At 73.1% G+C, this 24,449-nt stretch carries 16 protein-coding genes and 6 pseudogenes; 12 read left to right on the top strand and 10 right to left on the bottom strand.

Annotation, left to right across the window (positions count from 1 at the left end; translation table 11 throughout):
• Nucleotides 1-54: 54 nt before the first annotated feature.
• Nucleotides 55-486: an RrF2 family transcriptional regulator gene (locus ACPFP2_RS28820; protein ID WP_424093227.1), complete on the top strand. Its 432-nt coding sequence runs from the start codon at nt 55-57 to the stop codon at nt 484-486.
• Nucleotides 487-742: 256 nt separating this feature from the next.
• On the opposite strand, the gene ACPFP2_RS28815 is transcribed toward ACPFP2_RS28820, so the two are convergent.
• Nucleotides 743-1,999, bottom strand: coding sequence for a hypothetical protein (locus ACPFP2_RS28815; protein ID WP_424093225.1), 1,257 nt, complete (start codon nt 1,997-1,999; stop codon nt 743-745).
• Nucleotides 2,000-2,415: 416 nt separating this feature from the next.
• On the opposite strand from ACPFP2_RS28815, the pseudogene ACPFP2_RS28810 reads away from it, so the two are divergent.
• The 6 pseudogenes from ACPFP2_RS28810 to ACPFP2_RS28785 form a co-directional block, all read left to right on the top strand.
• Nucleotides 2,416-3,834, top strand: a pseudogene (locus ACPFP2_RS28810) (ATP-binding protein); the annotation flags it as partial.
• Nucleotides 3,808-5,280, top strand: a pseudogene (locus ACPFP2_RS28805) (DNA topoisomerase); the annotation flags it as partial. The pseudogenes ACPFP2_RS28810 and ACPFP2_RS28805, both read left to right, overlap by 27 nt.
• 6 nt (nt 5,281-5,286) lie before the next feature.
• Nucleotides 5,287-5,925: pseudogene (locus ACPFP2_RS28800) on the top strand (toprim domain-containing protein); the annotation flags it as partial.
• A gap of 38 nt (nt 5,926-5,963) precedes the next feature.
• Nucleotides 5,964-6,371 (top strand): annotated as a pseudogene (locus tag ACPFP2_RS28795) (DNA gyrase subunit A); the annotation flags it as partial.
• Between the two features lie 12 nt (nt 6,372-6,383).
• Nucleotides 6,384-7,265 (top strand): annotated as a pseudogene (locus tag ACPFP2_RS28790) (LAGLIDADG family homing endonuclease); the annotation flags it as partial.
• Between the two features lie 393 nt (nt 7,266-7,658).
• A pseudogene (locus ACPFP2_RS28785) lies at nt 7,659-9,740 on the top strand (DNA gyrase subunit A); the annotation flags it as partial.
• A gap of 95 nt (nt 9,741-9,835) precedes the next feature.
• On the opposite strand, the gene ACPFP2_RS28780 reads toward ACPFP2_RS28785, so the two are convergent.
• From ACPFP2_RS28780 to pseB, 8 genes are all read right to left on the bottom strand, one after another.
• Complete coding sequence (locus ACPFP2_RS28780; RefSeq protein ID WP_424093223.1) at nt 9,836-11,209, bottom strand: uracil-xanthine permease family protein; 1,374 nt, start codon at nt 11,207-11,209, stop codon at nt 9,836-9,838.
• A gap of 76 nt (nt 11,210-11,285) precedes the next feature.
• A complete protein-coding gene (locus ACPFP2_RS28775) occupies nt 11,286-11,921 on the bottom strand; it encodes an alpha-ketoglutarate-dependent dioxygenase AlkB (RefSeq protein ID WP_424093221.1) in 636 nt (211 codons plus the stop codon).
• Between the two features lie 12 nt (nt 11,922-11,933).
• Nucleotides 11,934-12,998 carry a PseG/SpsG family protein gene (locus tag ACPFP2_RS28770; RefSeq protein WP_424093242.1) on the bottom strand — a complete coding sequence of 355 codons (1,065 nt, stop codon included), beginning with the start codon at nt 12,996-12,998 and terminating at the stop codon, nt 11,934-11,936.
• On the bottom strand, nt 12,995-13,723 hold the full coding sequence (locus tag ACPFP2_RS28765; RefSeq protein WP_424093240.1) for a cytidylyltransferase domain-containing protein: 729 nt from the start codon (nt 13,721-13,723) through the stop codon (nt 12,995-12,997). The genes ACPFP2_RS28770 and ACPFP2_RS28765 overlap by 4 nt, the downstream gene beginning before the upstream one ends.
• A 68-nt stretch (nt 13,724-13,791) precedes the next feature.
• On the bottom strand, nt 13,792-15,579 hold the full coding sequence (locus ACPFP2_RS28760) for a class I SAM-dependent methyltransferase (RefSeq protein WP_424093238.1): 1,788 nt from the start codon (nt 15,577-15,579) through the stop codon (nt 13,792-13,794).
• Between the two features lie 34 nt (nt 15,580-15,613).
• Nucleotides 15,614-16,456 (bottom strand): hypothetical protein, encoded by an 843-nt coding sequence (locus tag ACPFP2_RS28755; RefSeq protein WP_424093219.1) that lies wholly within the window; start codon nt 16,454-16,456, stop codon nt 15,614-15,616.
• 10 nt (nt 16,457-16,466) lie between these two features.
• Entirely contained in the window at nt 16,467-17,624 is a 1,158-nt protein-coding gene (locus ACPFP2_RS28750) for a DegT/DnrJ/EryC1/StrS family aminotransferase (RefSeq protein ID WP_424093217.1), read from the bottom strand.
• Nucleotides 17,621-18,604 carry a UDP-N-acetylglucosamine 4,6-dehydratase (inverting) gene (pseB, locus tag ACPFP2_RS28745; RefSeq protein ID WP_424093215.1) on the bottom strand — a complete coding sequence of 328 codons (984 nt, stop codon included), beginning with the start codon at nt 18,602-18,604 and terminating at the stop codon, nt 17,621-17,623. Before pseB ends, ACPFP2_RS28750 begins: the two co-directional genes overlap by 4 nt.
• Before the next feature lie 572 nt (nt 18,605-19,176).
• Here pseB and ACPFP2_RS28740 point away from each other — a divergent pair.
• On the top strand, nt 19,177-20,907 hold the full coding sequence (locus ACPFP2_RS28740; RefSeq protein ID WP_424093213.1) for a hypothetical protein: 1,731 nt from the start codon (nt 19,177-19,179) through the stop codon (nt 20,905-20,907).
• A gap of 105 nt (nt 20,908-21,012) precedes the next feature.
• Here the strand turns inward: ACPFP2_RS28740 and ACPFP2_RS28735 are convergent, their stop codons facing one another.
• A complete protein-coding gene (locus tag ACPFP2_RS28735; protein WP_424093211.1) occupies nt 21,013-21,522 on the bottom strand; it encodes a GNAT family N-acetyltransferase in 510 nt (169 codons plus the stop codon).
• 89 nt (nt 21,523-21,611) lie between these two features.
• Between ACPFP2_RS28735 and ACPFP2_RS28730 the strand changes: the two genes are divergently transcribed.
• The 4 genes from ACPFP2_RS28730 to ACPFP2_RS28715 all read left to right on the top strand — a co-directional run bounded on the left by ACPFP2_RS28730 (nt 21,612) and on the right by ACPFP2_RS28715 (nt 24,414).
• Complete coding sequence (locus ACPFP2_RS28730; protein ID WP_088978247.1) at nt 21,612-21,863, top strand: acyl carrier protein; 252 nt, start codon at nt 21,612-21,614, stop codon at nt 21,861-21,863.
• Nucleotides 21,860-23,116 (top strand): AMP-binding protein, encoded by a 1,257-nt coding sequence (locus ACPFP2_RS28725; protein ID WP_424093209.1) that lies wholly within the window; start codon nt 21,860-21,862, stop codon nt 23,114-23,116. The genes ACPFP2_RS28730 and ACPFP2_RS28725 overlap by 4 nt, the downstream gene beginning before the upstream one ends.
• On the top strand, nt 23,109-23,855 hold the full coding sequence (locus ACPFP2_RS28720; RefSeq protein ID WP_424093207.1) for an SDR family NAD(P)-dependent oxidoreductase: 747 nt from the start codon (nt 23,109-23,111) through the stop codon (nt 23,853-23,855). The genes ACPFP2_RS28725 and ACPFP2_RS28720 overlap by 8 nt, the downstream gene beginning before the upstream one ends.
• A gap of 184 nt (nt 23,856-24,039) precedes the next feature.
• Entirely contained in the window at nt 24,040-24,414 is a 375-nt protein-coding gene (locus tag ACPFP2_RS28715; protein WP_424093205.1) for a hypothetical protein, read from the top strand.
• Nucleotides 24,415-24,449 lie beyond the last annotated feature (35 nt).

The raw sequence follows: 24,449 nt of genomic DNA, 5'->3' as shown, positions 1-24,449 counted from the left end.
GTCACTGACCTCGGACCCCTGTCCGGCCCCGGCCGCGCTGGCTAGGGTCGGTACGTGAAGCTCAACCGGTCCACCGACATGGCGCTGCGGATCGCCATGCTGAGCGCCACGGCGTCGACCCGGAGCACGGTCGAGGAGTTGGCCGAGCGGCTGGACCTGCCCCGCAGCCACGTCGCCAAGGTGGTGCAGCGGCTGCAACGCATCGGCGTGCTGGTCACCATCCGGGGACGCTCCGGGGGCGTCGCCTTCGCCGAGGGCGCCGAGGAGTTGACCGTCGGCCAGGTGGTGCGCGCGTTCGAGGGCGAGGAGGAGGTCGTCGCCTGCGAGGAGTCCGGCTGCACGCTGCGCGCCGATTGCCGGCTGCGCGGTCATCTGCGTCGTGCCCAGGCCGCGTTTCTCGCCGTCCTCGACGACGTACGCCTCGGCGACCTCGTCGACACCCCCGCCGCCGCACCCCTGCTGCTCACCCTCACCCCCCGCCCCTGACCTTCCCCGGCCCACCCGGCCTCCCCGCGCCCGGCTCGCCCTCCTCGTTGATCAAGAAGTTCTGGTCCTCCGGAGGGCCTGTTCCGGACGCAAACCTCTTGGTCGACAGACGGAGGCCCGCCGGCCAGGTGCCGGTGCGGTCACCCGTGGTCGGCAGGGTTGCCGGTGCCGGTGACGAGAGCGGGGCCGGCACGCGAAAGCCGGTGGGGGCGTCCGGCGTCGGCCGGACGCCCCCACCGACGGGGTCGTCGTCCGCTCAGCTCACCGTGACCGTGCCGTCCGGGGCCCGGACGCAGGCCACCGCGCGGGTCGCCGTGCTGGCCGCCCCGCTCAGGCAGCGGCCGAGCACGCGGTGCCCGGCCGCGTTCGGGTGCCAGGACTCCTGGCAGGTCTGGAAGTACGTCCCACAGGTGTTCGCGATGCGCTGGATGTCCAGCTTGTCGTAGCCGGAGAGGCTGGTGACGAAGACGCCCGAGGGGCCGTCCTGCAGACGGATCGGGGTGGCCAACGCGCCGGTGGGGCTGCCCGACTGCTCGCAGAGCCGGGCCCCGTCGAAGGCCCGCTGCACGTTGAGCCCGACCAGGTCGGCGGTGGGGAACTCGGCGGCGAGCGTGGTGCGTACGGAGTTCACCAGGGTGCCCAGGCCCTGGGAGAAGCGGTGGCCGGGGGCGAGGCTGGCCCGGTGGATGGGGCAGCCGCCCGCGTACCGCTCGGCGCCCAGCGCGCGGAACTTGTCCCGGGTGTCGTCGCGGCTGTCCTCGGTCCAGAAGTTCGACGCCAGCTCCGGCGGCAACGGGTTGGTGTAGTCCTGGAGCACGATCCGGTGCTGGCCGTCGGCGTCGATCTGGGCGAGCGTGGTGAGGATCTGCCGGACCGCCGCCGTGGTCTCCGCGGTGGCGGCGCTGAACTGCGCGGCCGTGGCCAGGTCGGCGTCCGAGCAGGGCTCCTGCGGCACCGGCCCGCCGAGGTACGCCCAGAACTCCCACCAGCCGGTCCAGGCGTCGGCGATGAACCGGTTGGCGCACTTCTCGGCCACGCTGCCGAAGGTGAAGGAGCTGTTGTTCGAGCCGAGGCCGACCAGCACCAGGTCGATGTCGTGGGTCTGCCCGACCGCCCGGAGCTGGTCGAGCTGCGCGGTCACCTGCCGTCCCTTGGCCCGGCTCGCGGAGGCGTTGGCGATGTCGTGCGGCTGGCCGCCGGAGCAGGCGAGGTTGAACCGGGCCTGGATGCCCGGCAGGTCCGCCTGGAACAGCGAGGCGTTCGGCGAGCGGTGGCAGAAGTAGGCGTTGTTGTTCGGGGCGGACCAGCCCGGGAAGGACTGCGCGACGCCGTTGAGGTCGACGACCGGGGCGTACGCGCCGGCGCCCTCCCCGCTGATGAAGCTGTCGCCGAGCGCCACGGCTGCGGTGGGTGGCGCCGCCGTCGCGGGCGCGGCGGATCCGACGGCGGCCGACAGGGCGGCGGTGGCGACGGTCAGCGCCGCCGCGAGAGCGGTACGACGGAACCTGGACATGACGTCCCCCATCTGTCCATGCAAATGCGAAAGATCCTCTGGAGGCGCGATCAGATCACCTCGTGCGATGAACGTCAATGGCTCGTAATGTGATCGTTCGAGGGGTGAAACATCCGCCCGCTAGGGGTCGTCGTGGCCCCGGTGGCCCGGTACGGCCCGGCGCGGTCGGTTCCCGGCGACCTGACCGCTCCGTCCGGGTCGGGCGCGGTGGCGGCCCTCCCGGCAGGCGGGGAAGACGGTGGCGGCCTGCGGCGTTGCGCTGCACTGACGCCCGACCGACCGTCGCCGTGCGGCGGGTCGCGCGGGGGTTCATGGTCGTGTCGGGCCGTCCGGCTAGGCTCGCTGCGGCGCGCCGCGCGTGGAGATCGAGACGGTGAGCGGCACCACCACCGCCGAGACCGGGGGAGTACGACCAGTTGACCGCACAGCCTGAGACCCTCTACGGGGCCGACGACCTCACCCACCTCGAGGGCCTGGACGCCGTCCGCAAGCGTCCCGGCATGTACATCGGCTCCACCGACAGCCGTGGCGTCGGTCACCTCGTCAACGAGATCCTCGACAACTCGACCGACGAGGGTGTCGCCGGTCACGCCACGAAGGTCGCCGTCGTGCTGCACGCCGACGGTTCGGTGCAGGTCGACGACGACGGGCGGGGCATCCCCACCGACGTGCACGCCAAGTCCGGCATCTCGGGCGTCGAGCTGGTGCTGACCCGGCTGCACGCCGGCGGCAAGTTCGGCGGCTCGGGCTACAAGACCTCCGGCGGCCTGCACGGCGTCGGCGCGTCGGCGGTCAACGCCCTCTCCCGGCGGTTCGACGTCACCGTCCGGCGCGGCGGCAAGATCCACGCGATGTCGTTCCGGCACGGCGTGCCCGGCGTCTTCGACGGCGACGGCCCGGACGCCCCCTTCACCCCCGGCCCCGGCCTGCAGATCGTCGGGGCGATGAAGCGCGGCCAGCGCACCGGCACCTCGATCCGCTACTGGCACGACGCCCGCTACTTCGAGACCGGCGCGACGCTCGACGTCGAGGCCGTCCGGATGAAGCTGCGCAACACCGCCTTCCTGGTGCCCGGCGTCGACTACCGGCTGCGCGACGAGACCGGTGAGCAGCCCGCCGAGGAGCGCTTCCACTTCCCCAACGGCCTCACCGACATGGTCGAGTTCCTGGCCCCGGCCGGCGACCGCCCCGTCTCCGGCACCCTGCTGGTCACCGGCGAGGGGACGTACCGGGAGAACGCCGCCGACGCCAACGGCGTGATGCAGTCCAACGTGCAGCGCCGCGCCGAGGTCGAGGTGGCGCTGCGCTGGGGCACCGGCTACGAGCGCACCGTCGAGTGCTTCACCAACACCATCCGCAACGCCCACGGCGGCACCCACCGCAAAGGCTTCGAGCGGGCGCTGGCCCGTACCCTGGCCGACGCCGTCCGCAACACCCGCGGCCTGCTCAAGGCGAAGGAGGAGCCGCCCACCCTGGACGACGTGCTGGAGGGCATGACGGCGGTGGTGCACGTGCGCATCCCCGAGCCGCAGTTCACCTCGCAGACCAAGGACGAGCTCTCCACCGCCGGCATCACCAAGGTCATCCAGTCGCTGACCGAGCAGCACGTCAAGGCGTGGCTGGAGGACCGGCGGACGAAGGCCGAGGCGCGCACCGTCCTGCAGAAGATCGTCGACGCGGCCCGGGTACGGCTGACCCAGAAGCAGCAGAAGGACGCGGCCCGGCGCAAGACCGCCCTGGAGGGCGCGGCGATGCCGGCCAAGCTGGTCGACTGCCGCGCCACCGGCGTCGATCGAAGTGAGCTGTTCATCGTCGAAGGCGACAGCGCCCTGGGGTGCTTCACCGGCGAGACCATGGTGGCCCTCGCCTCCGGTGAGAGCAGGTCCTTCGCAGACCTGACGTCCGACTGGGCCCAGGGGGTGACCCACTTCGGCTACACGACCAACAAGGCTGGCCGTGTGGTGATCGCCCCTCTGGTGGAGCCACGCCTCACCAAGCGAGATGCGGTGCTCGTGCGGGTCAGCCTCGACAACGGCGAGTCGGTGCGGTGCACGCCGGACCACTTGTTCCGGTTGCGTGACGGTTCCTACCGACGCGCCGACGCACTCACCCCCGGCGACTCGCTGATGCCGCTGTACCGGAGCGTCTCCAGCAAGGCCGAGGGCCACAACCTGAATGGGTACGAACGGGTCTGGATGAACGACCGCGAGGAGTGGGTCTACACCCATTACCTCGCCGATGCCTGGAATGTCCGCCACGAGAGGGACAGCGCCGCCAACGGAGACGTCCGGCACCACATCGACATCAACAAGCGCAACAACGATCCACGGAACATCCAGCGCATGACCTGGGCCGACCATTCGGCACTGCACGCCGCGATGATGGGCGAGCACGTGCACGCGGGTTGGCGGGAGTGGTTCGCCAACGGCGGACGGGAGTTTCGGTCCGCCATGCTCACCGCTCAGTGGCAAGATCCTGCGTTCCGCGAGGCGTGCCTCGCCCGGCTGTTCGCGCTCAACGAGTCCCCCGCATTCCGGGCGAAGCTCGAGAATGCCTTCCAGGACTGGTACAACGCACTCAGCGACGACGAGCGACGCGCCTACGCCGAGCGTATGCGTGACCGGCAGGCGCAGTACTGGTCGAAGCCTGAGCACCGGGCGGCAGCCGCCGACCGCGTGCGCAAGTACTTCGCCGACCCGGCGCGTCGTCAGGAGTGGCGCGAGCGTTCGGTACGGCAGTGGGACGATTCCGGGCTGCGTGCTTGGCGTTCACAGAAGACGGTCGAACAGTTCGCCGATCCCGCCGAGCGGGAACGCCAGCGCAACGCGGTGCTGGCCTGGCACGAGGAGAATCCGGAGTTCGGCGCGCGCCACTCACGTCTGATGAAGCAGCGGATGTCGGACCCGGGTACTGGTCACCTCGCCAAGGCGCAGGCTGGTCGGGCCGCCTACGTGGCCAACGTACCCCGGGCGGAACGGGTGGGTCGCCAGCGAGAAGGTAGGCGGGTCGCGGCACTGCGGCGCCTTGCTCCGTTCCTGGCGTTGCCGGACGCTGAACTGGAGCAGGCGTACGAGGCCGAGCGCCTGCGGTCGGCGCGTACGGCTCTGCGGTTCGACCGGCTCCTCGCCCTCTACGACGGCGACCACGCCCGCCTACGAGAGGCGGTCGGTCTGGTAAACCACCGCGTTGCGTCGGTGGAACGGCTTGACGAGACCGCGGACGTGTACGACCTGACGGTCGAGGGCTACCACAACTTCGCCCTCGAGGCTGGAGTCTTCGTCCACAACAGCGCCCGGGTTGCTCGTACCGCCGAATATCAGGCGCTGCTGCCGATCCGGGGCAAGATCCTCAACGTGCAGAAGGCCAACCTCCAGCAGGTGCTGGACAACGCCGAGTGCGCCGCGATCGTGCAGGTGCTCGGCGCGGGTTCGGGGCGGACCTTCGACCTGTCGGCGATGCGCTACGGCCGGGTGCTGATCATGGCGGACGCCGACGTGGACGGCGCGCACATCCGTACCCTGCTGATCACGCTCTTCGCCCGGTACATGCGGCCGCTGATCGAGGCCGGCCGGCTCTACGCCGCGATGCCGCCCCTGCACAAGATCACCACGAAGGGGCGCAACCCGCAGACCGTCTACACCTACACCCAGGCCGAGATGGAGGCGACGGTCCGCAAGCTGGAGAAGGCCGGCAAACAGATCGTCACCCCGATCCCGCGCTTCAAGGGCCTCGGTGAGATGGACGCCGACGAGCTGTGGGAGACCACCATGAACCCGGCCACCCGCGCGGTGCGCCGGATCACCCTCGACGACGTCGACGCCGCCGAGCGGATCCTCGAACTGCTGATGGGGGAGAAGGTCGAGCCGCGCCGCAACTGGCTGATCGAGTCCTCCGACCGGGTCGACCGGGAAGCGATCGACGCATGAGCCCGCTGACCGCCGCGCACGCAGAAGGAAGCTGAACGATGGCACGCCGCAAGGACGACCGCGCCAAGGTGGACCTGTCCGCCTTCGACCAGGCCGGCGCGCGGGTGTTCGACAACCCGCTGGTCACCGAGGTCTCCGACTCCTACCTGGAGTACGCCTTCTCGGTCATCCACTCCCGCGCCCTGCCCGACGCCCGCGACGGCCTCAAGCCGGTGCACCGGCGCATCCTGTATTCGATGAACGAGAACGGATTCCGGCCGGACCGCGCGCACGTCAAGTCGGCTCGCGTCGTCGGCGACGTGATGGGGCGCTACCACCCGCACGGTGACACCGCGATCTACGACGCCATGGTGCGGCTCGCCCAGGACTTCTCGCTCAACGTGCCACTCATCGACGGGCATGGCAATTTTGGCAGCCCGGACGACGGACCGGCCGCGGCGCGTTACTGCGTCACCGGTGACACTCGTATTCGCCTCGCCGACGGCACCAGCCCTCGGATTGCTGATCTGGTGAACCTCCAGCCGGACAGCGAGGCTGATGCCGACTTCGAGGTCCTCGACAAGGACGGCAAGGCCATCCGCGTCGACAAAGTCTTCAACTCCGGTGTGCATCCGACGATCCGAATCGCCACGCAAGCGGGATTCTCGCTCCGGGGTAGTGAGAACCACCTGCTGCTCTGCCTCGAGTCACCCATGGGCGTCCCGGTCTTCCAGTGGCGACGACTCGACGAGATCACCGCCGGCACGATCGTCTGTATCGCGCGTAACGCGTGGTCTCAGGTCATCCCCACCGCTCGGGAGTACATGCTGGGCGTGCTCGGCGGAGCGTGGGCTTCCGAGGGGTTCGCGAGTGAGTCCCGGGCGGGGTTCAACAACACCGACCAGCACTTCTTCAGCGAAGTCCTGCACGCGTACGACCAGATCGTGGGCGGTCGGCGCTACGTCAGTGAGCGGCAGACTCGCCGTGATCGTAAGCGCATCCAGGAGTTGGATGTACAGGACTTCGCCGGTGGTATGGATGCCTTTCGTGCGAGTCCGTTGAGTGAGTTCATTGGCCACCAGGCGCGGGACAAGTTCGTTCCGGAGTTCGTCTGGAACGGCGGCCCGGGGGTGAAGCGGGCTTTCCTGATGGCCCTCTTTGAGGGTGACGGTGGGGTCCGCGTCGCGAACGGCAGCTTTACCGTCCAGTACACGAGCTACAGCGAACGACTGACCAGAGACGTTCAGGAGCTGCTCGCCGAGTTCGGCGTCATCGCGTGCTGGCGTCAGTACAGGCGTCCAAGCGGGTCACTCGAACATCGCCTCGTCGTCTCCGGTCTTCGGAACATCAAGGCTTTCGCCGGCCGGGTCGGTTTCCTCCGTACCAAGCAGGGAGAGCTGAGCCGGGTACTGCGGCACTCGCCCTTGCGCCCACATCGGTTGAGCAAGGATCACGTCCCGTTTGTCGCTGAATACGTGCGCAGCGCTCTTGACTTCGACCGACGGGGCAGTGGACGTAAGTGGCTGACACAGCACAACTTCGACCGCGTGGAGCGGTGGGAGACCGAGCGCCTCCGCATCATCGATCGGATCAAGGACACGGAGGTCCTTGCGACCATCCTTCCCATCATGGACTCTGGATACCGATTCGAGCAGGTGACGGAGGTGACCCGCGGCGAACGGGCAGAGGTCTACTCCGTCCGGGTCGTGTCCGAGGATCACTCCTTCCTCGCCGGTGGTTTCGTCAACCACAACACGGAAGCACGCATGTCCCGGGAGGCGATGCTGCTCGTCGGCGAGCTGGGCGAGGACACCGTCGACGTCGAGCCGAACTACGACGGCTCGCTGACCCAGCCCACCGTGCTGCCCGCCGCCTTCCCGAACCTGCTGGTCAACGGCGCGTCCGGGATCGCGGTCGGGATGGCGACCAACATGATCCCGCACAACCTCGGCGAGGTGGTCTCCGCCGCCCGCTGGCTGATCAACCACCCGGACGCCACCCTCGACAAGCTCATGGAGTTCGTCCCCGGCCCGGACCTGCCCACCGGTGGCCTGCTGCTCGGCCTGGACGAGGTGCGCCGGGCGTACGAGACCGGACGCGGCGTGGTCCGGATGCGCGGCAAGGTGGAGATCGGCCCGCTGGAGGGCAGCCGCGGCCGGCAGGCGATCACCGTGGTCGAGCTGCCGTACGGCGTCGGCGCGGAGAAGGTCATCGCGGCGATCACCAACGAGGTCACCAAGACCAAGCGGCTCACCGGCATCGCCGACGTCAAGGACCTCACCGACCGGGAGAGCGGCACCCGCCTGGTCATCGAGTGCAAGGTCGGGGTGAACCCGCAGGCGCTGCTGGCCGACCTCTACCGGCTCACCCCGCTGGAGCAGTCCTTCGGCGTCAACAACCTGGTGCTCGTCGACGGTCAGCCGCGCACCCTCGGGCTGAAGGCGCTGCTGGACGTCTTCCTGGCCCACCGCTACGAGGTCGTCACCCGGCGCAGCGCGTACCGGCGGCGCAAGCGCGAGGAGCGGCTGCACCTGGTCGACGGTCTGCTGATCGCCCTGCTCGACATCGACAAGGTGGTCAAGCTGATCCGGGCCAGCGAGGACGCGCAGGCCGCCAAGGACGGCCTGATGCAGAAGTTCAAGCTCTCCGAGATCCAGGCCACCTACATCTTGGACACTCCGCTGCGCCGGCTGACCAAGTACGACCGGATCGAGCTGGAGGCCGAGCAGGAGAAGCTGCGCGGGGAGATCGCCGAGCTGTCGAAGATCCTCGACGACGACAAGGTGCTCAAGAAGGTCGTCTCCGACGAGCTGGCGGCGGTGGTGAAGCAGTTCGGGGCGCCGCGCCGCACCACCCTGGTCGACGGTGACCTCAAGGAGGTGCTGGCCGCGTCGGTGCCGGCCGGCCCGCTGGAGGTCGCCGACGACCCCTGCCAGGTGATCCTCTCCGCGACCGGGCTGGTCGCCCGGACCGCGGCCGAGTCGGAGGAGGCCGCCGAGGGGCGCCGGCGCAACGGCCGGGTCAAGCACGACACCGTACGCGCGGTCGTGCACACCACGGCCCGGGGTCGGGTGCTCCTGGTGACCAGCGCCGGCCGGGCCTTCAAGATCGACGTGCTGCCGCTGCCGGTGCTGCCCGAGCAGGCCGGCACGGTGTCGCTGCGCGGTGGCATGTCCGCCGCCGAGCTGGTGCCGCTGGAGCCGGGGGAGACGGTGGTCGGCCTGGCCCCGCTCGGCGCGACCGCGCAGGGCTCACCGGGTCTGGCGCTCGGCACCCGGCAGGGTGTGGTCAAGGTCTGCTCCCCGGAGTGGCCGGTGCGCTCGGACGAGTTCGAGGTGATCTCGCTGCGCGAGGGCGACGAGGTGGTCGGGGCGACCTGGCTGACCGACGGCGCCGAGACGCTGACCTTCATCACCAGCGAGGCGTCGCTGCTGCGCTTCGCCGCCGGGTTGGTCCGTCCGCAGGGACTCAAGGGCGGCGGCATGGCGGGCGTCAACCTGCCTGGACAGGCCCGGGTGGTCTTCTTCGGCGCGGTGCGCACCGACGACCCGGGGCACGGCGAGCCGATGGTGGTCACCTCCACCGGCGCGACGGTCAAGGTGACGCCGTTCGGGGCGTACCCGGCGAAGGGGCGGGCGACCGGCGGCGTGCGCGCGCAGCGGTTCCTCAAGGGCGAGGAGGATCTGGTGGTGGCCTGGGTCGGGCCGCGACCGGTCGGCGCGACGGCGACCGGTGACCCGGTCGAGTTGCCGCCGGCGGACCCGCGCCGCGACGGCAGCGGCTTCGCCGTGATGCTCGGCCCCACGGTCGTCGGCCACCTCATCGAACGCGACTGACCGTCGACGGCGCAGGGCCCGGGAGCATCCGCTCCCGGCCCCTGCGCCGTCCCCCTCATCCCCTTGCCCAGGGATCGAAGCCGTCGATCATGAAGTTATTGCCCTTCCCGCCTGCGTGTCGCGGCAATAACTTCATGATCACCGGGCCGGGGTGGGCCGGGTCGGGGGGTGGTGCGGCGGAGGTGGGCCACGGTGCGCATGGCGTGGTAGACGACCAGGGCGGCGGCGGTGCCGAGGGCGATGCCGTTGAAGGAGAGGTCGCCGGCGGTGAGGGTGTAGTTGGCCGCGCCGACGATCACCGCGACGGCGGCGGTCATCAGGTTCACCGGGTCGTGGAAGTCCACCCGGGCCTCGATCCAGATCCGCGCGCCGAGGATGGCGATCAGGCCGTAGAGCGCGGTGGTCGCGCCGCCGAGCACCCCCGCCGGCACGGTGAGGATCAGCGCGCCGAACTTCGGGCTGAGCCCGAGCAGCACCGCCGCCAACCCGGCCACCCAGTACGCCGCGGTCGAGTAGACCCGGGTCGCCGCCATCACGCCGATGTTCTCCGCGTACGTGGTGGTGCCGGAACCGCCGCCGGAGCCGGCGAGCACGGTGGCCAGGCCGTCGCCCAGGAACGCCCGGCCCATGTCCTTGTCCAGGTTGCGCCCGGTCATCGCGGCGACCGCCTTGACGTGCCCGGCGTTCTCCGCGACCAGCACCAGGATCACCGGGATGACCAGCACCACGGCGCGCAGGCTGAAGCTCGGCGCGTGGAACTCGGGCAACCCCACCCACGCCGCGTCGCGCAGCCCGTCGACCGCCTTCGGGTCGAGGCCGCCGAGGATCGCGGCGAGCACCCAGCCGACCACCACGCCGAGCAGGATGGACAGTCGGGCCAGGAAGCCACGGAACGCGACCGTGGCGAGCAGGATCGCGGCCAGGGTGACCATGGCGATCAGCGGCTGCGCCTTCACCCCGGTGCCGCTGCCCCCACCGTCCCAGGCCACCGGGGCGAGGTTGAGCCCGATCAGCGCGACGATCGCGCCGGTGACCACCGGGGGCATCAGCGCGTCGATCCAGCGCGTGCCGGCGAGCTGCACCACCAGGCCGACCAGGGCGAGCGCCACGCCGGCCACGACGATCCCGCCGAGCGCCGGGCCGATGTCACCGCCGGCCTTCGCCGCCAGCACCGGCGCGATGAAGGCGAACGACGAGCCGAGGTACGACGGCAGCCGGTTGCCGGTGACGACCAGGAACAGCAGGGTGCCGAGGCCGGAGAAGAACAACGTGGTGGCCGGCGGGAACCCGGTGATCAGCGGGACGGTGAACGTGGCGCCGAACATCGCGACCACGTGCTGCACACCGACGCCGACCGTACGCGGCCAGGAGAGCCGCTCGCCCGGGTGCACCACGTCGCCCGGGGTGACCGAGCGGCCGTCGCCGTGCACCGTCCACGGGGACCAGCGGGAGGAGGGGGACTGGGTCATGGGGCGCCCTTCGCGTCGTCAGGTGACGGGGGCGTGATCGACCCTGAGAGTTGTTTCTAGCACGAGACGGGTGGGGTCAGGCGACGCCGGTGGGGCGGAACTGGACGCTGACCCGGGGGCCGACCGGGCGGGTCGTCTTCGGGACGGCGTGCTCCCAGGTGCGCTGGCAGGAACCGCCCATCACCACCAGGTCGCCGTGGCCGAGCGGGAAGCGCAGGCTGTCGCCGCCCCCGCGCGGGCGCAGCAGCAGCGCCCGGGGCGAGCCGAACGAGACGATGGCGACCATGGTGTCGGTGTGCGCGGAGCGGCCGAGGGTGTCACCGTGCCAGGCGACGCTGTCCCGGCCGTCCCGGTAGAGGCACATCCCGGCGGTCACGAACGGCTCGCCCAGCTCGGGCGCGTAGTGCCGGGTCAGCGCCGCCCGCGCCTCGGTCAGCACGGGGTGCGGCAGCGGCCGGCCCTCGCCGTACCAGCAGAGCAGGCGGGGGACGTCGACCTCGGTGTCGTACATGGTGCGGCGTTCGGCCCGCCAGGGCACCTCGGCCAGCAGGGTGTCGAGCACCGCGTCGGAGCCGCGCACCCAGCCGGGGAGATGGTCGACCCAGGCGCCCCGGGTGAGCACGTGCCGGCGCAGCGCGCCCGGCAGGGCGGCCGGCGACGGCCCGGCGTCGGCGAGGTCGAGCATCGACGGTTGGTAGGCGGCCTGCGTCATGCCGCCACCCTATCAGCGGTTTAGCACACCCGTACGAGTCAGGACGGCGTCGGCGACGCGGGCCCGGCCCTGCCCGTCGACGGTGGCCCAGCCACGTGCGGAGAGCGCGGCCCGCCGCCGGGGTGAGGTGAGCAGCCCGCGCAGGGTCCGGGCCGCCGCCGCGCGGGCCGTCCGTCCGGTCACCCCGGCCGCCGCCAGTTCCGGCAGTTCGCCGAGGCCGGCGGCGAGCCCGTGGGCCACCACCCGGCGGTACGACGCGCGCTGGTTGTCCACCACGCAGACCAGTGCGGACGGCGCCCCGAGGCAGCAGAGTTCCCAGGTGGAGGTCCCGGCGGCGCTGACCACCAGATCGGCCGCGCCGATCAGCGCGGGCAGTCCGTCGGTGGGCGGCACCGGGTGCAGCGTCTGCCCGCGTCCCGGGGTGACCTCCTCCAGTTCCGCCTCGATCTCCGGCCGCCCGACCACCACGGTCAGCTCCATCGGGTGTCCGGTGCCGAGCAGCACCCGGGTCAGCACCGGGGCCGCGCCGACGGCGTCGGTGCCGCCGAAGAAGGCGAGCACCCGGGGCCGCCCCACCGACGTCGCCTCGCGGGGCGCGGGGGGCCGGGCCGCGATCACGGCGTCGCGCAGCAGCGCGTAACGGGTGCCGGCGAGCAGCCGCCCGTCCGCCGTGCCCGTGCCCGTGCCCGTGTCGGCGCCGAAGTTCTGGTCGAGGTAGAGGTCGGCGTCCTGACCCCGGGTGTCCCCGTCGACGATGGCCAGGGTGGTCACGCCGGCCGCGCGCAGCGCCCCCGCCCCGGCCGGGTCCAGGTCGTACGAGTCGAGCACCATCGCGTCCAGCCGGTGCGTCCGGGCCGCCTCGACCAGCCCGTCCGGGGTGTCCGGCCCGGGGTGCAGGGGGATGCCCCGGGCGGTGAGCTGTGCCGCCGCCCAACCGACCCGCTCGACGGTGCCGAACAGCTCGACGGTGGCTCCCCGGGCCAGGAACTCCTCGCCGAGGGCCAGGCAGCGCACCAGGTGACCGACGCCGCGCCGGGGCCCGGCGTCACAGCGCAGTCCGATCCGTGGCGTGCTCAGGACTCCTCCAGGCGCTTCTGTCGTACGGCGGCGTTGAGGGCGCGCAGCGCGGGCTGGCCGTCCAGCCAGTCGGCGAGTTCGGCCAGCGGCACGCTGACGTCGCCGAAGTGGTCGGTCACCGCGCGCACGAGCGCCCAGTCCTGTTCGGTGTCCAGGGTCAGCCGCAGGTCGGAACGGTCCGGGGCGAGAGTCACCCCGAGCACCCGGAACAGCTCCGGGTGGGTGTACGCGTACGAGGTCACGTGCACCCGGTGGTGACCGGTGGCGAGCCGGTCGAGGGTACGCAGCACGTCCGCCCGCACGATCTCCACGTCCAGCCCCCGGGGCAGCGTACGGGCGATCGAGGTGCTGGCGTAGTCGAGTCCGGGCACCGCCCGGTACACCGCCGCGACCAGCGCGACGATCTCCGGGTCGAGCAGTGGGCAGTCGGCGGTGAAGCGCAGGACCGCGTCGCCGGGGTGGGCGTCCAGGGCGCCGACGAACCGGGCCAGCACGTCGTCGACGGGGCCCCGGTGCCACGGCACGTCCAGCCGGCGGCACTCGTCCACCACCGCGTCGTCCACCGGGTCGGTGCTGGTCGCCACGACGAGGTCGGCCAGCGCTCCGCTGTCCCGGGCGGCCCGGACCACCCGGCCGAGCACGCTGCGCCCGGCCAGCGGACGCAGCACCTTGCCGGGCAGCCGGGACGAACCCATCCGGGCCTGCACGATCCCCACGATCCGCAGGGCGTCCGCGTCGCCGCCCGAGCCGGGTGCCGCCCCGGCGGTGGGTGGGGCGCCGGTCGTACCCTCGCTCACTGCTGTTCCTCCCTCGGCCGGCGCTGGCTCAGCGCGGCGGTCGCGCGGCGCTTGGCGGCGCGGGCGCCGCGCTTCGCCAGCCGGGCCGGGGTGATCGCGAGCCGGCCCACCCGGTAGCTCAGCGAGCCGCTGAGCAGGTTGATGGTGGCGTCGGCCCGGCGCAACGCCCGCTCCCGGGAGGTCAGCAGCTCCTCGGTCCACTTCAGCAGCGCGGCGAGTCGGGTCATCTCCTCGCGCTGGCGTACCCACGCCTCCCGCAACTGCTGGTAGCTGCGGGGCCCGGCCGGCGGGTCGGTGGGGGTGACCCCCCGCAGCTCGTCGGCGAGGCGGACCCGCCCGTCGCCGTCGAGGCCGCGCAGCGCGGCGGTGATCGCCGCCTCGGCCTCGACCGCCTCGTCGACGGTGGCCCGGGACAGCTCCCGCCCGGCGAGACCACCGAGCACCACGGTCAGCCCGGCCACGTCCAGGGTGGACGTCCAGGGATGGGCGTACCCGCCGGTGAGCAGCGCGGCGGCGAAGCGCCACAGGCTGCGGGCCAGCGCCACGTCGAGGTCCAGCGGCGTGCTGGCCCGCCAGCTCGGGTCGAGCACGGCGAACGCGGGCGCGGCGTCCACCCCGCCGTCGGTCACCACCACGTTGTCGGTGCCGGCGAGCGCGGTCGCCCCGGTCAGCCGGCCGTCGGTGTCGGCCCGGGCGGCGAGCCAGCCCGCGTACCCGCGCAGCAGGTGACGCAGGGTGTCCAGGTCGCGACGCAGGCAGGCGTCGAGCAGTAGGGTGCGCAGCAGCCGCCCCTCGGGCACCGGCCCGTCCAGCGCGTCGGCGTCCCGGTGGGCCACCTCGCGGGTGGCGAAGGGCGCCGGCGCGGGCCGGTCGCTCCCGCCGGTCGCCCGCCACCGCCAGCCGTCCGGCCCGTCCACGACCTCGACCACGCCGACTCCCGGCGGCCCGGTCTGCACCAGCACCACCGGCAGCGCCGCGGTGCCGGCGAGGGGGGACCGCTGCGGGTCGGGGCGGTGGGCGAGCAGCAGCCAACCCGGAGCCAGGGCCGAGCCGAGCCCCGCGTGCAGGGCGTCGACGGCCAGCCGGGCCGGGTCCTGGAGCACCGCCGTGCCGGCGAAGCCGCCCACGCAGGCGCCGTGCAGCACCGCGTCGAACAGGCCCGAGGTGGGTCGCCGGTCCAGCTCGTCGGCGGCCACCAGCACCGTCGGCGCGCTCGGCTCGGGGTACGCGGCGAAGCACGCCCCCGCCCGCAGCCCGACGGCGGTGAGCCGGGCCCGCGCCTGCTCCGGGTTGGCGGGGCGGCCGGTGTCCAGCACCCCGCCGACGGACCACGCCGAGTCGGCCCGGTCGGCGTACCAGGGGGCGGTGGCGACCAGCCGGTGCACGCCGAGCGGGTTGTCCACCCGCAGCAGCAGCGTCCCGCCCGGGGCGACCGCGTCGGCGAGCCGGGCCAGCACGCCGTCCCAGCCCAGCCGTTGCCCCTCCACCGACTCGACGGCGTCCGGGCCGGCGGCGGCGACCACCACGTCCCAGTGCTCGCCGGCGGGCAGGCCGGTCGGGCCGCCCACCACCACCCGGGCTCCCCGGTCGGCCAGCGTCACCCCGTCCGGGTGGCTGCGCAGCAGGCAGGTCACCTCGGTGTGCGCCAGCCGGTCCAGCAGCGCCGGGTCGTGCGGGCCGGCGAGCAGCACCCGGGCCCCGGCCGGTACGACCCGGGCCAGCAGCGCGCCCAGTGGACCGCCCTCGGCCAGCCGCTGCTCCGGCAGGTCGGACCAGGCGAGCATCTCCCCGCCGGGCAGCGCGATCCGGGGCGCGGTCTCAGTCGTCAACGTCGTCCTCCTGGAGGTTCGCCCATCCGAGCAGCTCGCGCAGCTCGGCCGGCGTACAGCGGTGGTCGGTGCCCAGTTCGGCGCGGGCGATCTCGACGGCGGTGGTCAGGTCGACCTGTTCGCCGTGCAGTTCCGGCCACTGGCGGCGGATGCGCGCGGTGCCGCCGAAGGTGGGGTCCTCGTCGGAGAGGATCATCGGGTCGCCGTAGACGGCCGGTTCGCAGCCGGCGGCGATGCCGTAGAAGATGGCGCTGGTCAGCCGGTTGGAGGCGACCCGGGCGTGCCGGCGCAGCTCGGTGAGCTGCTTGTCGAGGAAGAGCGGGTCGGTGTCGGACCACCAGTGACCCCGGTAGCCGTGGCAGATCACCCGGAAGCCGGCGTTCTCGTAGAGCCGGCGCACCCGGCGCATGCCGTACTCGTGCCAGTAGAGGCAGACCGTGACCGGGCCGGGTTCGGTGGCCCGGATCCGGGCGATCAGCTCCTTGTGGTCGCCCTTGACGTGCTGGCCCTCCCAGCCGTGGAACGGGTACCAGATGGTGCCCTCCCGCTGCGGCTCCGGCGGGTCGTCGGCGCGCAGGTCCAGCAGGTACGCGAAGGGCGCGCCGATGGTGACGACGTTGCGTCGCCCCACCGACCAGGCCCGCCGGCGGGTCTGCTCGGACCAGAGCAGGCTCGGGGTGAACTCGGCGTACGGGTGGCCGGGCGCGAGCCCGTCGCCGATGTTCCAGCCGTGCTGGACGTACCCGTTGATCCGCGGCGGGTGCCCGTCGCCCAGCCCGCAGTAGCGGGCCAGCACGTGGGCGTGGCCGTAGAAGTGGTTCGCGTGGTGCATCGGTCCCCCGTCAGGCGGCGGGACGCACGGGTGCGCCGCGCAGGGCGGCGTGGAGCGCGTCGATCACGCGGTCCTGGTCGGCGTCGGTCAGGGTGGGGAAGAGCGGCAGGGAGAGCTGCTCGGCGTAGAACGCCTCGGCGACGGGGCAGGATCCGCGCCGGTAGCCGAGGTCGGCGAACGCCGGGTGCCAGTGCGCCGGCAGGTAGTTGACCTGCACCCCGATGCCGGCGGCGCGCATCCGGTCGTACACCTCGCGGCGGCGGCCGTCGCGTACCCGAACCGGGTAGAGGTGCCAGGCCGGGGCGGCCCAGGAGCGGCGGCCGGGGATCGTCACGCCGTCGAGGTCGGCCAGCGCCTCGTCGTAGCGGGCGACCAGCCGGGCGCGGGCGGCCAGGAAGTCGCCGAGGCGGCGCAGCTGGCTGCGGCCCAGCGCGCAGAGCACGTCGGGCAGGCGGTAGTTCAGCCCGAAGGAGTGCACCTCCTGGTGCCAGCCGCCCTCGTCGGGATCGCGCAGCTCGTCGCGCTCCCGGACCAGCCCGATGTTGCGGAACCGGCGGGCCCGCTTCAGCAGCTGCGGGTCGGCGGTGGCGACGGCGCCGCCCTCGGCGGTGGTCAGGTTCTTGGTGGGGAAGAACGAGAAGGTGGTCAGGTCGGCCAGCGACCCGACCGGCCGCCCCCGGTACGTCGCGCCGATCGAGTGCGCGGCGTCGGCGAGCAGCAGCGTGTCACGGCCGGCCAGCCCCGCGCGCAGGGCGTCGTAGTCGGCCGGGTGGCCGGCGTAGTCGACCGCGGCCACCACCCGGGTCCGGGCGGTCGTCGCGGCGGCGGCCGCGGCCGGGTCGAGGGTGTACGTCTCCTCCTCGACGTCGGCGAAGACGACCGTCGCGCCGAGGGCGACCGCGCTGCTCGCGGTCGCCACGAAGGTCATCGGGGGTACGACCACCTCGTCACCGGGGCCGACACCGGCCGCCGCGTACGCCACGTGCAGCGCGGCGGTGCCGTTGGAGACCGCCGCGCAGCCGGCCCCGCCGGTCCACCCCGCCAGGTCGGCCTCGAAGCCGTCCACCTGCGGGCCGGTGGTGAGCCAGTCGCTGCGCAGCGCCGCGACCACGGCGGCGACGTCGCCGTCGGTGACCGACTGCCGCCCGTACGGGAGCATCGCCATCACGCGGTGATGCCGAGCATGTCGCGCAACTGCTCGACGCTCAGCCACTCGTCGTTGGTGTCCGACTGGTACGCGAACCCGTCCGGCACCGGCTCGCAGCCGACCGGCGGCTGGTAGCCCCAGGTGGCGATGGTGGGCTGGACGATGAACCGGTCCTTGGCGCGCAGCGTCCGCCGGCTGTCGTCCGGGGCGATCATCTCCTCGTGCAGCTTCTCGCCGGGGCGGATGCCGATCTCGTGGGTGGTGGCGTCCGGGGCGACCGCCTCGACCAGGTCGAGGATGCGCATGCTGGGGATGCGCGGCACGAACAGCTCGCCGCCCTGCATCTGGTCGAACGAGTCCATGACGAACTGGACGGCCTGCTCCAGGGTGATCCAGAAGCGGGTCATCCGCTTGTCGGTGATCGGCAGGCTCCTGCCCTCGGCGGCGAGCCGGCGGAACAGCGGGACCACCGAGCCCCGGCTGCCGACCACGTTGCCGTAGCGCACCACGGCGAAGCGGGTGGGGTGCTGGGCGGCGTAGTGGTTGGCGGAGACGAAGAGCTTGTCGCCGACGAGCTTGGTCGCGCCGTACAGGTTGATCGGGCTGGACGCCTTGTCGGTGGAGAGGGCGATGACCTTGCGGACCCCGGCCTCGATCGCGGCGTCCACCACGTGCTGCGAGCCGGTGATGTTGGTGGCGATGAACTCCGACGGGTTGTACTCGGCGGTGTCCACCTGCTTCAGCGCCGCGGCGTGCACCACGTGGTCGACGCCGTGCATCGCCCGGGTGAGCCGGTGCCGGTCCCGGATGTCGCCGATGAACCAGCGCAGCCGGGGGTCGTCGCCCAGGTGCTGGCGCAGCTCGTACTGCTTCAGCTCGTCGCGGGAGAACACCACCACCCGGGCCGGGTCGGCCTCGGCGAGGATGTGCCGGAGGAAGGTCTTCCCGAAGGAACCGGTGCCGCCGGTGACCAGGATGGAGGATCCCGTCAGCTCACTCAATGTGGTGCTCCCATGATCGCAGGTTCTGCGCCGGCGGCCCGGGGCCACGCGACCGGACGGACGCTAGCCACGGCGGGTTAACGCACCGACGCCTGCGGGTGAACCGCCCGCGCTGGCCGCGTGAATCCCGAACGCCCGGCAGGCGAACACTTGCACCGTGCCCGTCGGGCGGCTGACCAGCGCGGATCCGTCCGACTACAGTGGCCCCGCGCGGTGCTCGGCGCGGCCGTGCGCCGTGTCCGTGCGGCGCGTCGCCGAGCGCCTCGCGGTGCGGCGTGTCCCTTCGATGCCCGCCGCACAGGTGTCACCGGTCGCCTGGACCACCTGCCCCCTCGACCCGGCGACCTGTCCACCCGCCGGCCCGGGCCCCGCTGCCCGACCCTCCGGCATGTCCACGCCGCCACCTCGCGGCGCGGACTGGAGATCTTGGCGAGTTGTCGTTCGGACGGCACGGAAGTCGCCAAGATCTCGCGAGGGTCGGCGCGGCGTCGGGACCAGGCCGGCGGAATCCGCCGCTACGGCGGCAACCCCGCCCCTGGCGAGCGCCGGGGCCCAGCGAGCAGGAGGCGACGATGGCGTCCGGCACCGACGTGAGGGCACGCCCCGCCGAACCGGCGCGGACGCCGGCCACCCCGAGGCGGCGCCGGCTGGTGCCGGCGCTGCTGGTGGCCGGCTGGCTGGCCGGGGTGGCCTGGCGGCTGTGGCTGGCCCGGCACGTCACGCTGCCGATCGCGCACACCGACGAGGACAGCTACCTCAACACCGCCCGCGCGCTCGCCGGTGGTCCGGGCGGCTTCAGCAGCGAGAACGGTCCGCTGCGCCGGGTCGGCTATCCGATGCTGATCTCGCCGGCCTTCCTCGGCGACCGGGACTTCACCGACAGCTACCGGCTGGTGCAGCTGATCAACGCGGTGGTCAACGCCGCAGCGCTGCCGCTGGCGTACCTGCTCGGCCGCCGGCTGCTCGGGCTGCGCCGGTCGTACGCCCTCATCGCCGCCGCCGTCGCGGCGACCCTGCCGGCCACCGCCTTCTACGCCCAGGTCGCGATGATCGACGCGGTGCTGGCCCCGCTGGTGCTGGCCTGGCTGCTCGCCGTGCACCGCTGGGTGTCCCGTCCCGGCGCGCTGGCCGCCGTGGCGGCCGGGACGCTGGTCGGCGCGTTCCACCTGCTGCATTCACGTGGCCTGGTGATCGTGGCGGTGCACGCCGGGCTGGTCCTGCTGCTGTTCGCCCGCCGCCGGGCCGGCGCGGCGCAGGTGCTCGCCGCGGTGCTGCCGGTGCTGGCCCTGGCGCTGGTGAACGAGGCCGGCATCCGGTGGCTCGGCGACCGGGTCTACCTGCTCGGGAACCCGCCGGGCGGCGGCACGGTGCGGGCGGTCGCCTCCGGGCAGGGCCTGCTGCGGCTCGGCGCGGCCGTCGCCACCCAGCTCTGGTACCTGGTGGTGATCACGTTCGGGCTGGCGGGGATCGCCTGGGCGAGCGCCGTGCGCGAGCTGCGCCGCCCGCAGCGCGACGCGGCCGTGCGCTGGACGCTCGGCGTCGCGCTGGTCACCAGCGTCGGGGTGGCCGGCGGGGCGTCGGTGATCCTCGCCGGCATCACCTCGAAGCCGTTGGACGCCATCTACGGCCGGTACGTGCAGATGCTCGCCCCGTTCTGGCTGCTGGTGGGGGCGGGGGTGCTGCTCACCGCGACCGGGCGGGTGCTGCTGCGCCGGGCCGCCGTGGCGGTGGGACTGCTGGCGGCGGGCGCGGCGCTGATCGCGGCCCGGCTGGCGTACGTGGCGAGCCGGGGTCACGAGCTGCGCTACGGCGGGTTCGGCGCGCCCGACCTGATGGCGCTGACCGGCGGCTGGCGGGAGTTCCGCCCGTTCACCGGCGCGGCGGTGGGCGTCGCCGGCTGTGTGCTGCTGGTCGCCGCAGCCCGCCGGCCCCGGCTGGGCACACCGCTGCTCGCCGCGCTGGTGGCGGTGAACGTCGCCACCATGGCGGTGATCACCGACCGGCTGGTCCGGCCGATGGCGGCGGCCACCGCCCCGACGCCGCGCGTCGCCGACCTCGGCGTACGTCCCGGCGAGCGGGTGTACGCCGCGACCGGCGTGCACTACATCCTGCGCTTCAACCTCAGCCACCAGGTGACCTGGACCGACGTGCGGTGGTTCACCGACCGGCCGCCGGCCGCCGCCGACGTGGTCTTCACCCGGTGGGCGCCCGGCGAGCCGGACGACTGGGACGGCGCGCGGTACGGCTTCGTCCGCCTCGGTGGCAATCCGGAGCAGCACTGGGCCGCCTGGCGGCGCGGCTGAGCCGACGGTGTCGCCGCGCCGGCCGGCCCCGGCGCGGCGCCGCCGGACGGGGCGGGTGAACGGCGGATGACAATTCGGTGGCCGCCCGGCGGACAATTGTCGAAATCAACGCCGACGGCGATCGTCCCGAGTCAGGGAAATGGGGAGGACCTCGATTTCCCGGCCGTCGACCTCCTCCCGTCGCGGCGTTCCCTCGACGAATCGGAACCGTCGGTTCATCTGCCGTACGACCGTGTTGTGCGCCAGCACCTCCCCGTCGAGCCGGTCGAGGGCGAGCACGTCGAAGGCGTGGTCGACCGCCTCGCGCATCACCTCCAGCCAGGCAGGCAGCGTCTCGCCCCGCGCGGCCAGCCCCTCGGCGTCGAGGTAGAACCCCCAGCCTGCGGTACGCGGGCCGTCCAGCCGCAGGTCGAAGAAGGTCACCACGCCACAGGGCAGCTGCTCGCGGACATACACCAGGACCTGCCGGGCGGGGTCGGCGCGGACCTGTGCCCACCAGGCGGCGTGCTCGGTGGGGGTGATCTCGTGACTGGTCCTGCTGACCTGCCGGTTGATGTCCTGATTACGCCAGGACAACATCAGGTGAACGTCGTCGTCGGTCGCTTCGCGGAGCATGCCGGCTCCCTTTCCGTTCGATTCCGGGTGGCTCCGGAACCCTACCCGGGAAATGTCGTGGACAATTTCCGGGCGCTACACTCCGCCGCATGGACGAATTGAGTCGCGCGCAGATCCGCGACCTCATGGCGCAGGTGCTGGCGAACCAGGGCAAGGCCCTGCCCGACGACGACGCCACCGACCTGCGCGAGATCGGCTTCCGGTCGCTGGACTTCTCCGAGCTGGCCCTTCGGGTGGAGGACGAGACGGGGGAGGAGCTCAACTTCGACGCGCCGGGGCTGCGCCGCATCGCCACGGTCGGGGACGTCCTCGACTTCCTCGTGACCCTGCAGCGCCAGTGACCGTCGCGACCGACGGCCCGTCGGCCCCCGGCGCGCGGGTCGCCGGCCTGGACAACCGGATCGTCGTCGGCGGGACCGCGCTGACCTGGCGGGAGCTGGCCGAGCCGGTGTTGCCGTCACCGGGCGCGGTGCTCGCGTACGGCGTCGCCGACGCCCTGGCCGCAGCCCGGCACCACGCCACGTACGGCACCGAGCTGCTGCTCACCTCCGCCGGCCGGGTGGACCGGGCGATGCGCGACGAGCTGCGCGGGGCCGGCTTCACGGTGACCGAGCTGGCGGCGGGCGAGGCTCGTGCCGTCGCGCCGCAGTCGGAGCGTCCCGCCGAGCCGGGCCGGCTCTGGCTGCTCACCTCCGGCTCCACCGGCCGACCGAAACGGGTCGGGCACACCCTCGACTCGCTGACCACGGTGCGGGGCGGGCAGCCGGAACGCACCTGGCTCTGCCCGTACGCCCCCGGCACGTACGCCTGGTGGCAGGTGGTGACCCTGTCGCTGACCCAGCCGGGCCAGCACCTGGTGGTCGTCGACCCCGACGAACTGGACGACTGGCCGGCGTTGGCCGCCGCGCACGGGGTGGACGCCGTCTCCGGCACGCCGACGTTCTGGCGGCACACCCTGCACCGCGACGGCGCGGCGCTGGCCCGGGTGCCGCTGCGTCAGCTCACCCTCGGCGGCGAGCCGGTCGACCAGGCCGTCCTCGACCGGCTCCGGGAGGTCTTCCCGACCGCCCGGATCTCCTGGATCTACGCCTCGTCCGAGGTCGGGGCGTCCATCGTGGTGCACGACGGCCGGGCCGGCTTCCCGGTCGAGTGGCTCGACCGGGCCACCCCCGGCCGTCCGACGCTCTCCGTCGAGGGCGAGGAGCTGGTGGTCACCTCGCCGCACCACGGCGCCGGGCTCGACGGCCCGGTACGCACCGGCGACCGGGTGCAGGTCGTCGACGGCCGGGTGCTGATCACCGGCCGGCTCGACTCCGACGAGATCAACGTCGGCGGCAGCAAGGTCTCCGCCGGCCTGGTCCGCGACGTGCTGTCCGCCCACCCGCAGGTGGCCTGGGCGCGGGTCACCGGCCGCCGTGCCCCGCTGCTCGGCCGGATGGTGGTCGCCGAGGTGGTGCCGACCGCCGGCCCGACGCCCGACGAGGCCACCCTGGTCCGCTGGTGCGCCGACCGGCTCCCCGAGCACGCGGTGCCCCGCCGGGTCCGCCTGCTGCCCGAGATCCCCGTCAAGGAGACGTTGAAGAGCGATGTCTGACACCCCTGTCGTTCCACCCAGCACCGTCGTCCTCGTCTCCGGCGGGTCCCGGGGGCTGGGGCTGGCCATCGTCACCGACCTGCTCGCCGCCGGGACGAAGGTGGCGGCGTTCGCCCGTACCGTCACGCCGGAGCTGGAGAAGCTGGCCGCCGAGCACCCCGACCGGGTGCACGTCGACGCGGTCGACGTCACCGACCTGCCCGCCGCCCAGGCGTTCGTGCGGGAGGTGGAGCAGCGGCTCGGCCCGGTCGACGGGCTGGTGAACAACGCCGCCGTCGGGCAGGACTCGATGCACACGCACACCTCCACGGTGGACATCGCCCGGATCGTCGAGACCAACCTGACCGCGCCGTTGCAGCTGACCCGTCTGGTGGTGCGCCGGATGCTCGCCCAGGGGCGGCGCGGCCGGATCGTCAACGTCACCTCGATCTGCGCGCAGCGCGGCTTCCCGGGGCTGGTCGCGTACTCGGCCACCAAGGGCGGCATGGACGCGGCCACCCGCTCGCTGGCCCGGGAGCTGGGCGGCCGGATGCTGGTCAACGCGGTCGCGCCGGGCTTCTTCGCCTCGGAGATGTCGGCCGTGCTGGGCAGCACCCAGCTCGACCAGATCGTCCGGCGCACCCCGACCGGTCACCTCACCGAGCCGGCGGAGGTGGTGCCGGTGGTGCGGATGCTGCTGCACGAGCAGACCAACATCAACGGCCAGGTGATCGTGGTGGACGGTGCGGCCTCCGTCTGAGCCGGCGCTCGCCGCGCGCCGGCCGGGTGCCGTCCCCGGGCCGGGGGTCGACATCGACCCCGGTGCCGCCGGCCCGGGGCCCGTCGCGGGGCCGGGGCCGGACGCCGCCAGAGACGCTGGTGCCGCCGGCCCGGCGTCGATGGCCACCGCCGACCGTCGTCCGGTCGGCTCCGGTCCCCGACCGGTGCCGGCCCTGCTGGGCGCCGCCGAACGGCACCTGCGCGTCGGCACGCCGGCCGAGCTGGCGTACGCGGTGACCCGCAGCCACCTCGACGACGGACGCTGCGTCGGCTGGTACGGCCCGGCCGCGCCCGGCTGGCGGGTGGCGATCGACGCCGAGCGGGCGGACGCGGAGATCCCGCCGGCGCTGGCCCGGCGCTTCGGGCGGGCCGACTTCTGGGCCCGGTGGACCCGCGCGGAGAGCCTGTGCAAGCTGGCCGCGGTGCCGGTGGCCGCCTGGTGGCGGCGGCACGGGTTGGCCGTACCCCCGGACACCCCGGCGGTGTGGCGCACCCTGCGCGTCGACGACCTGGTGGTGACGGTGGCCTTCGCGCCCTGAGGCGCCGTCGGGCCCGCGGTGCGAGCGGGCCCGAC

Origin of the sequence: Micromonospora citrea, assembly GCF_049629545.1 — a bacterium.
GTDB classification, from domain to species: Bacteria; Actinomycetota; Actinomycetes; order Mycobacteriales; family Micromonosporaceae; genus Micromonospora; species Micromonospora citrea_A.
This window is presented reverse-complemented; position numbering and strand designations above follow the sequence as displayed.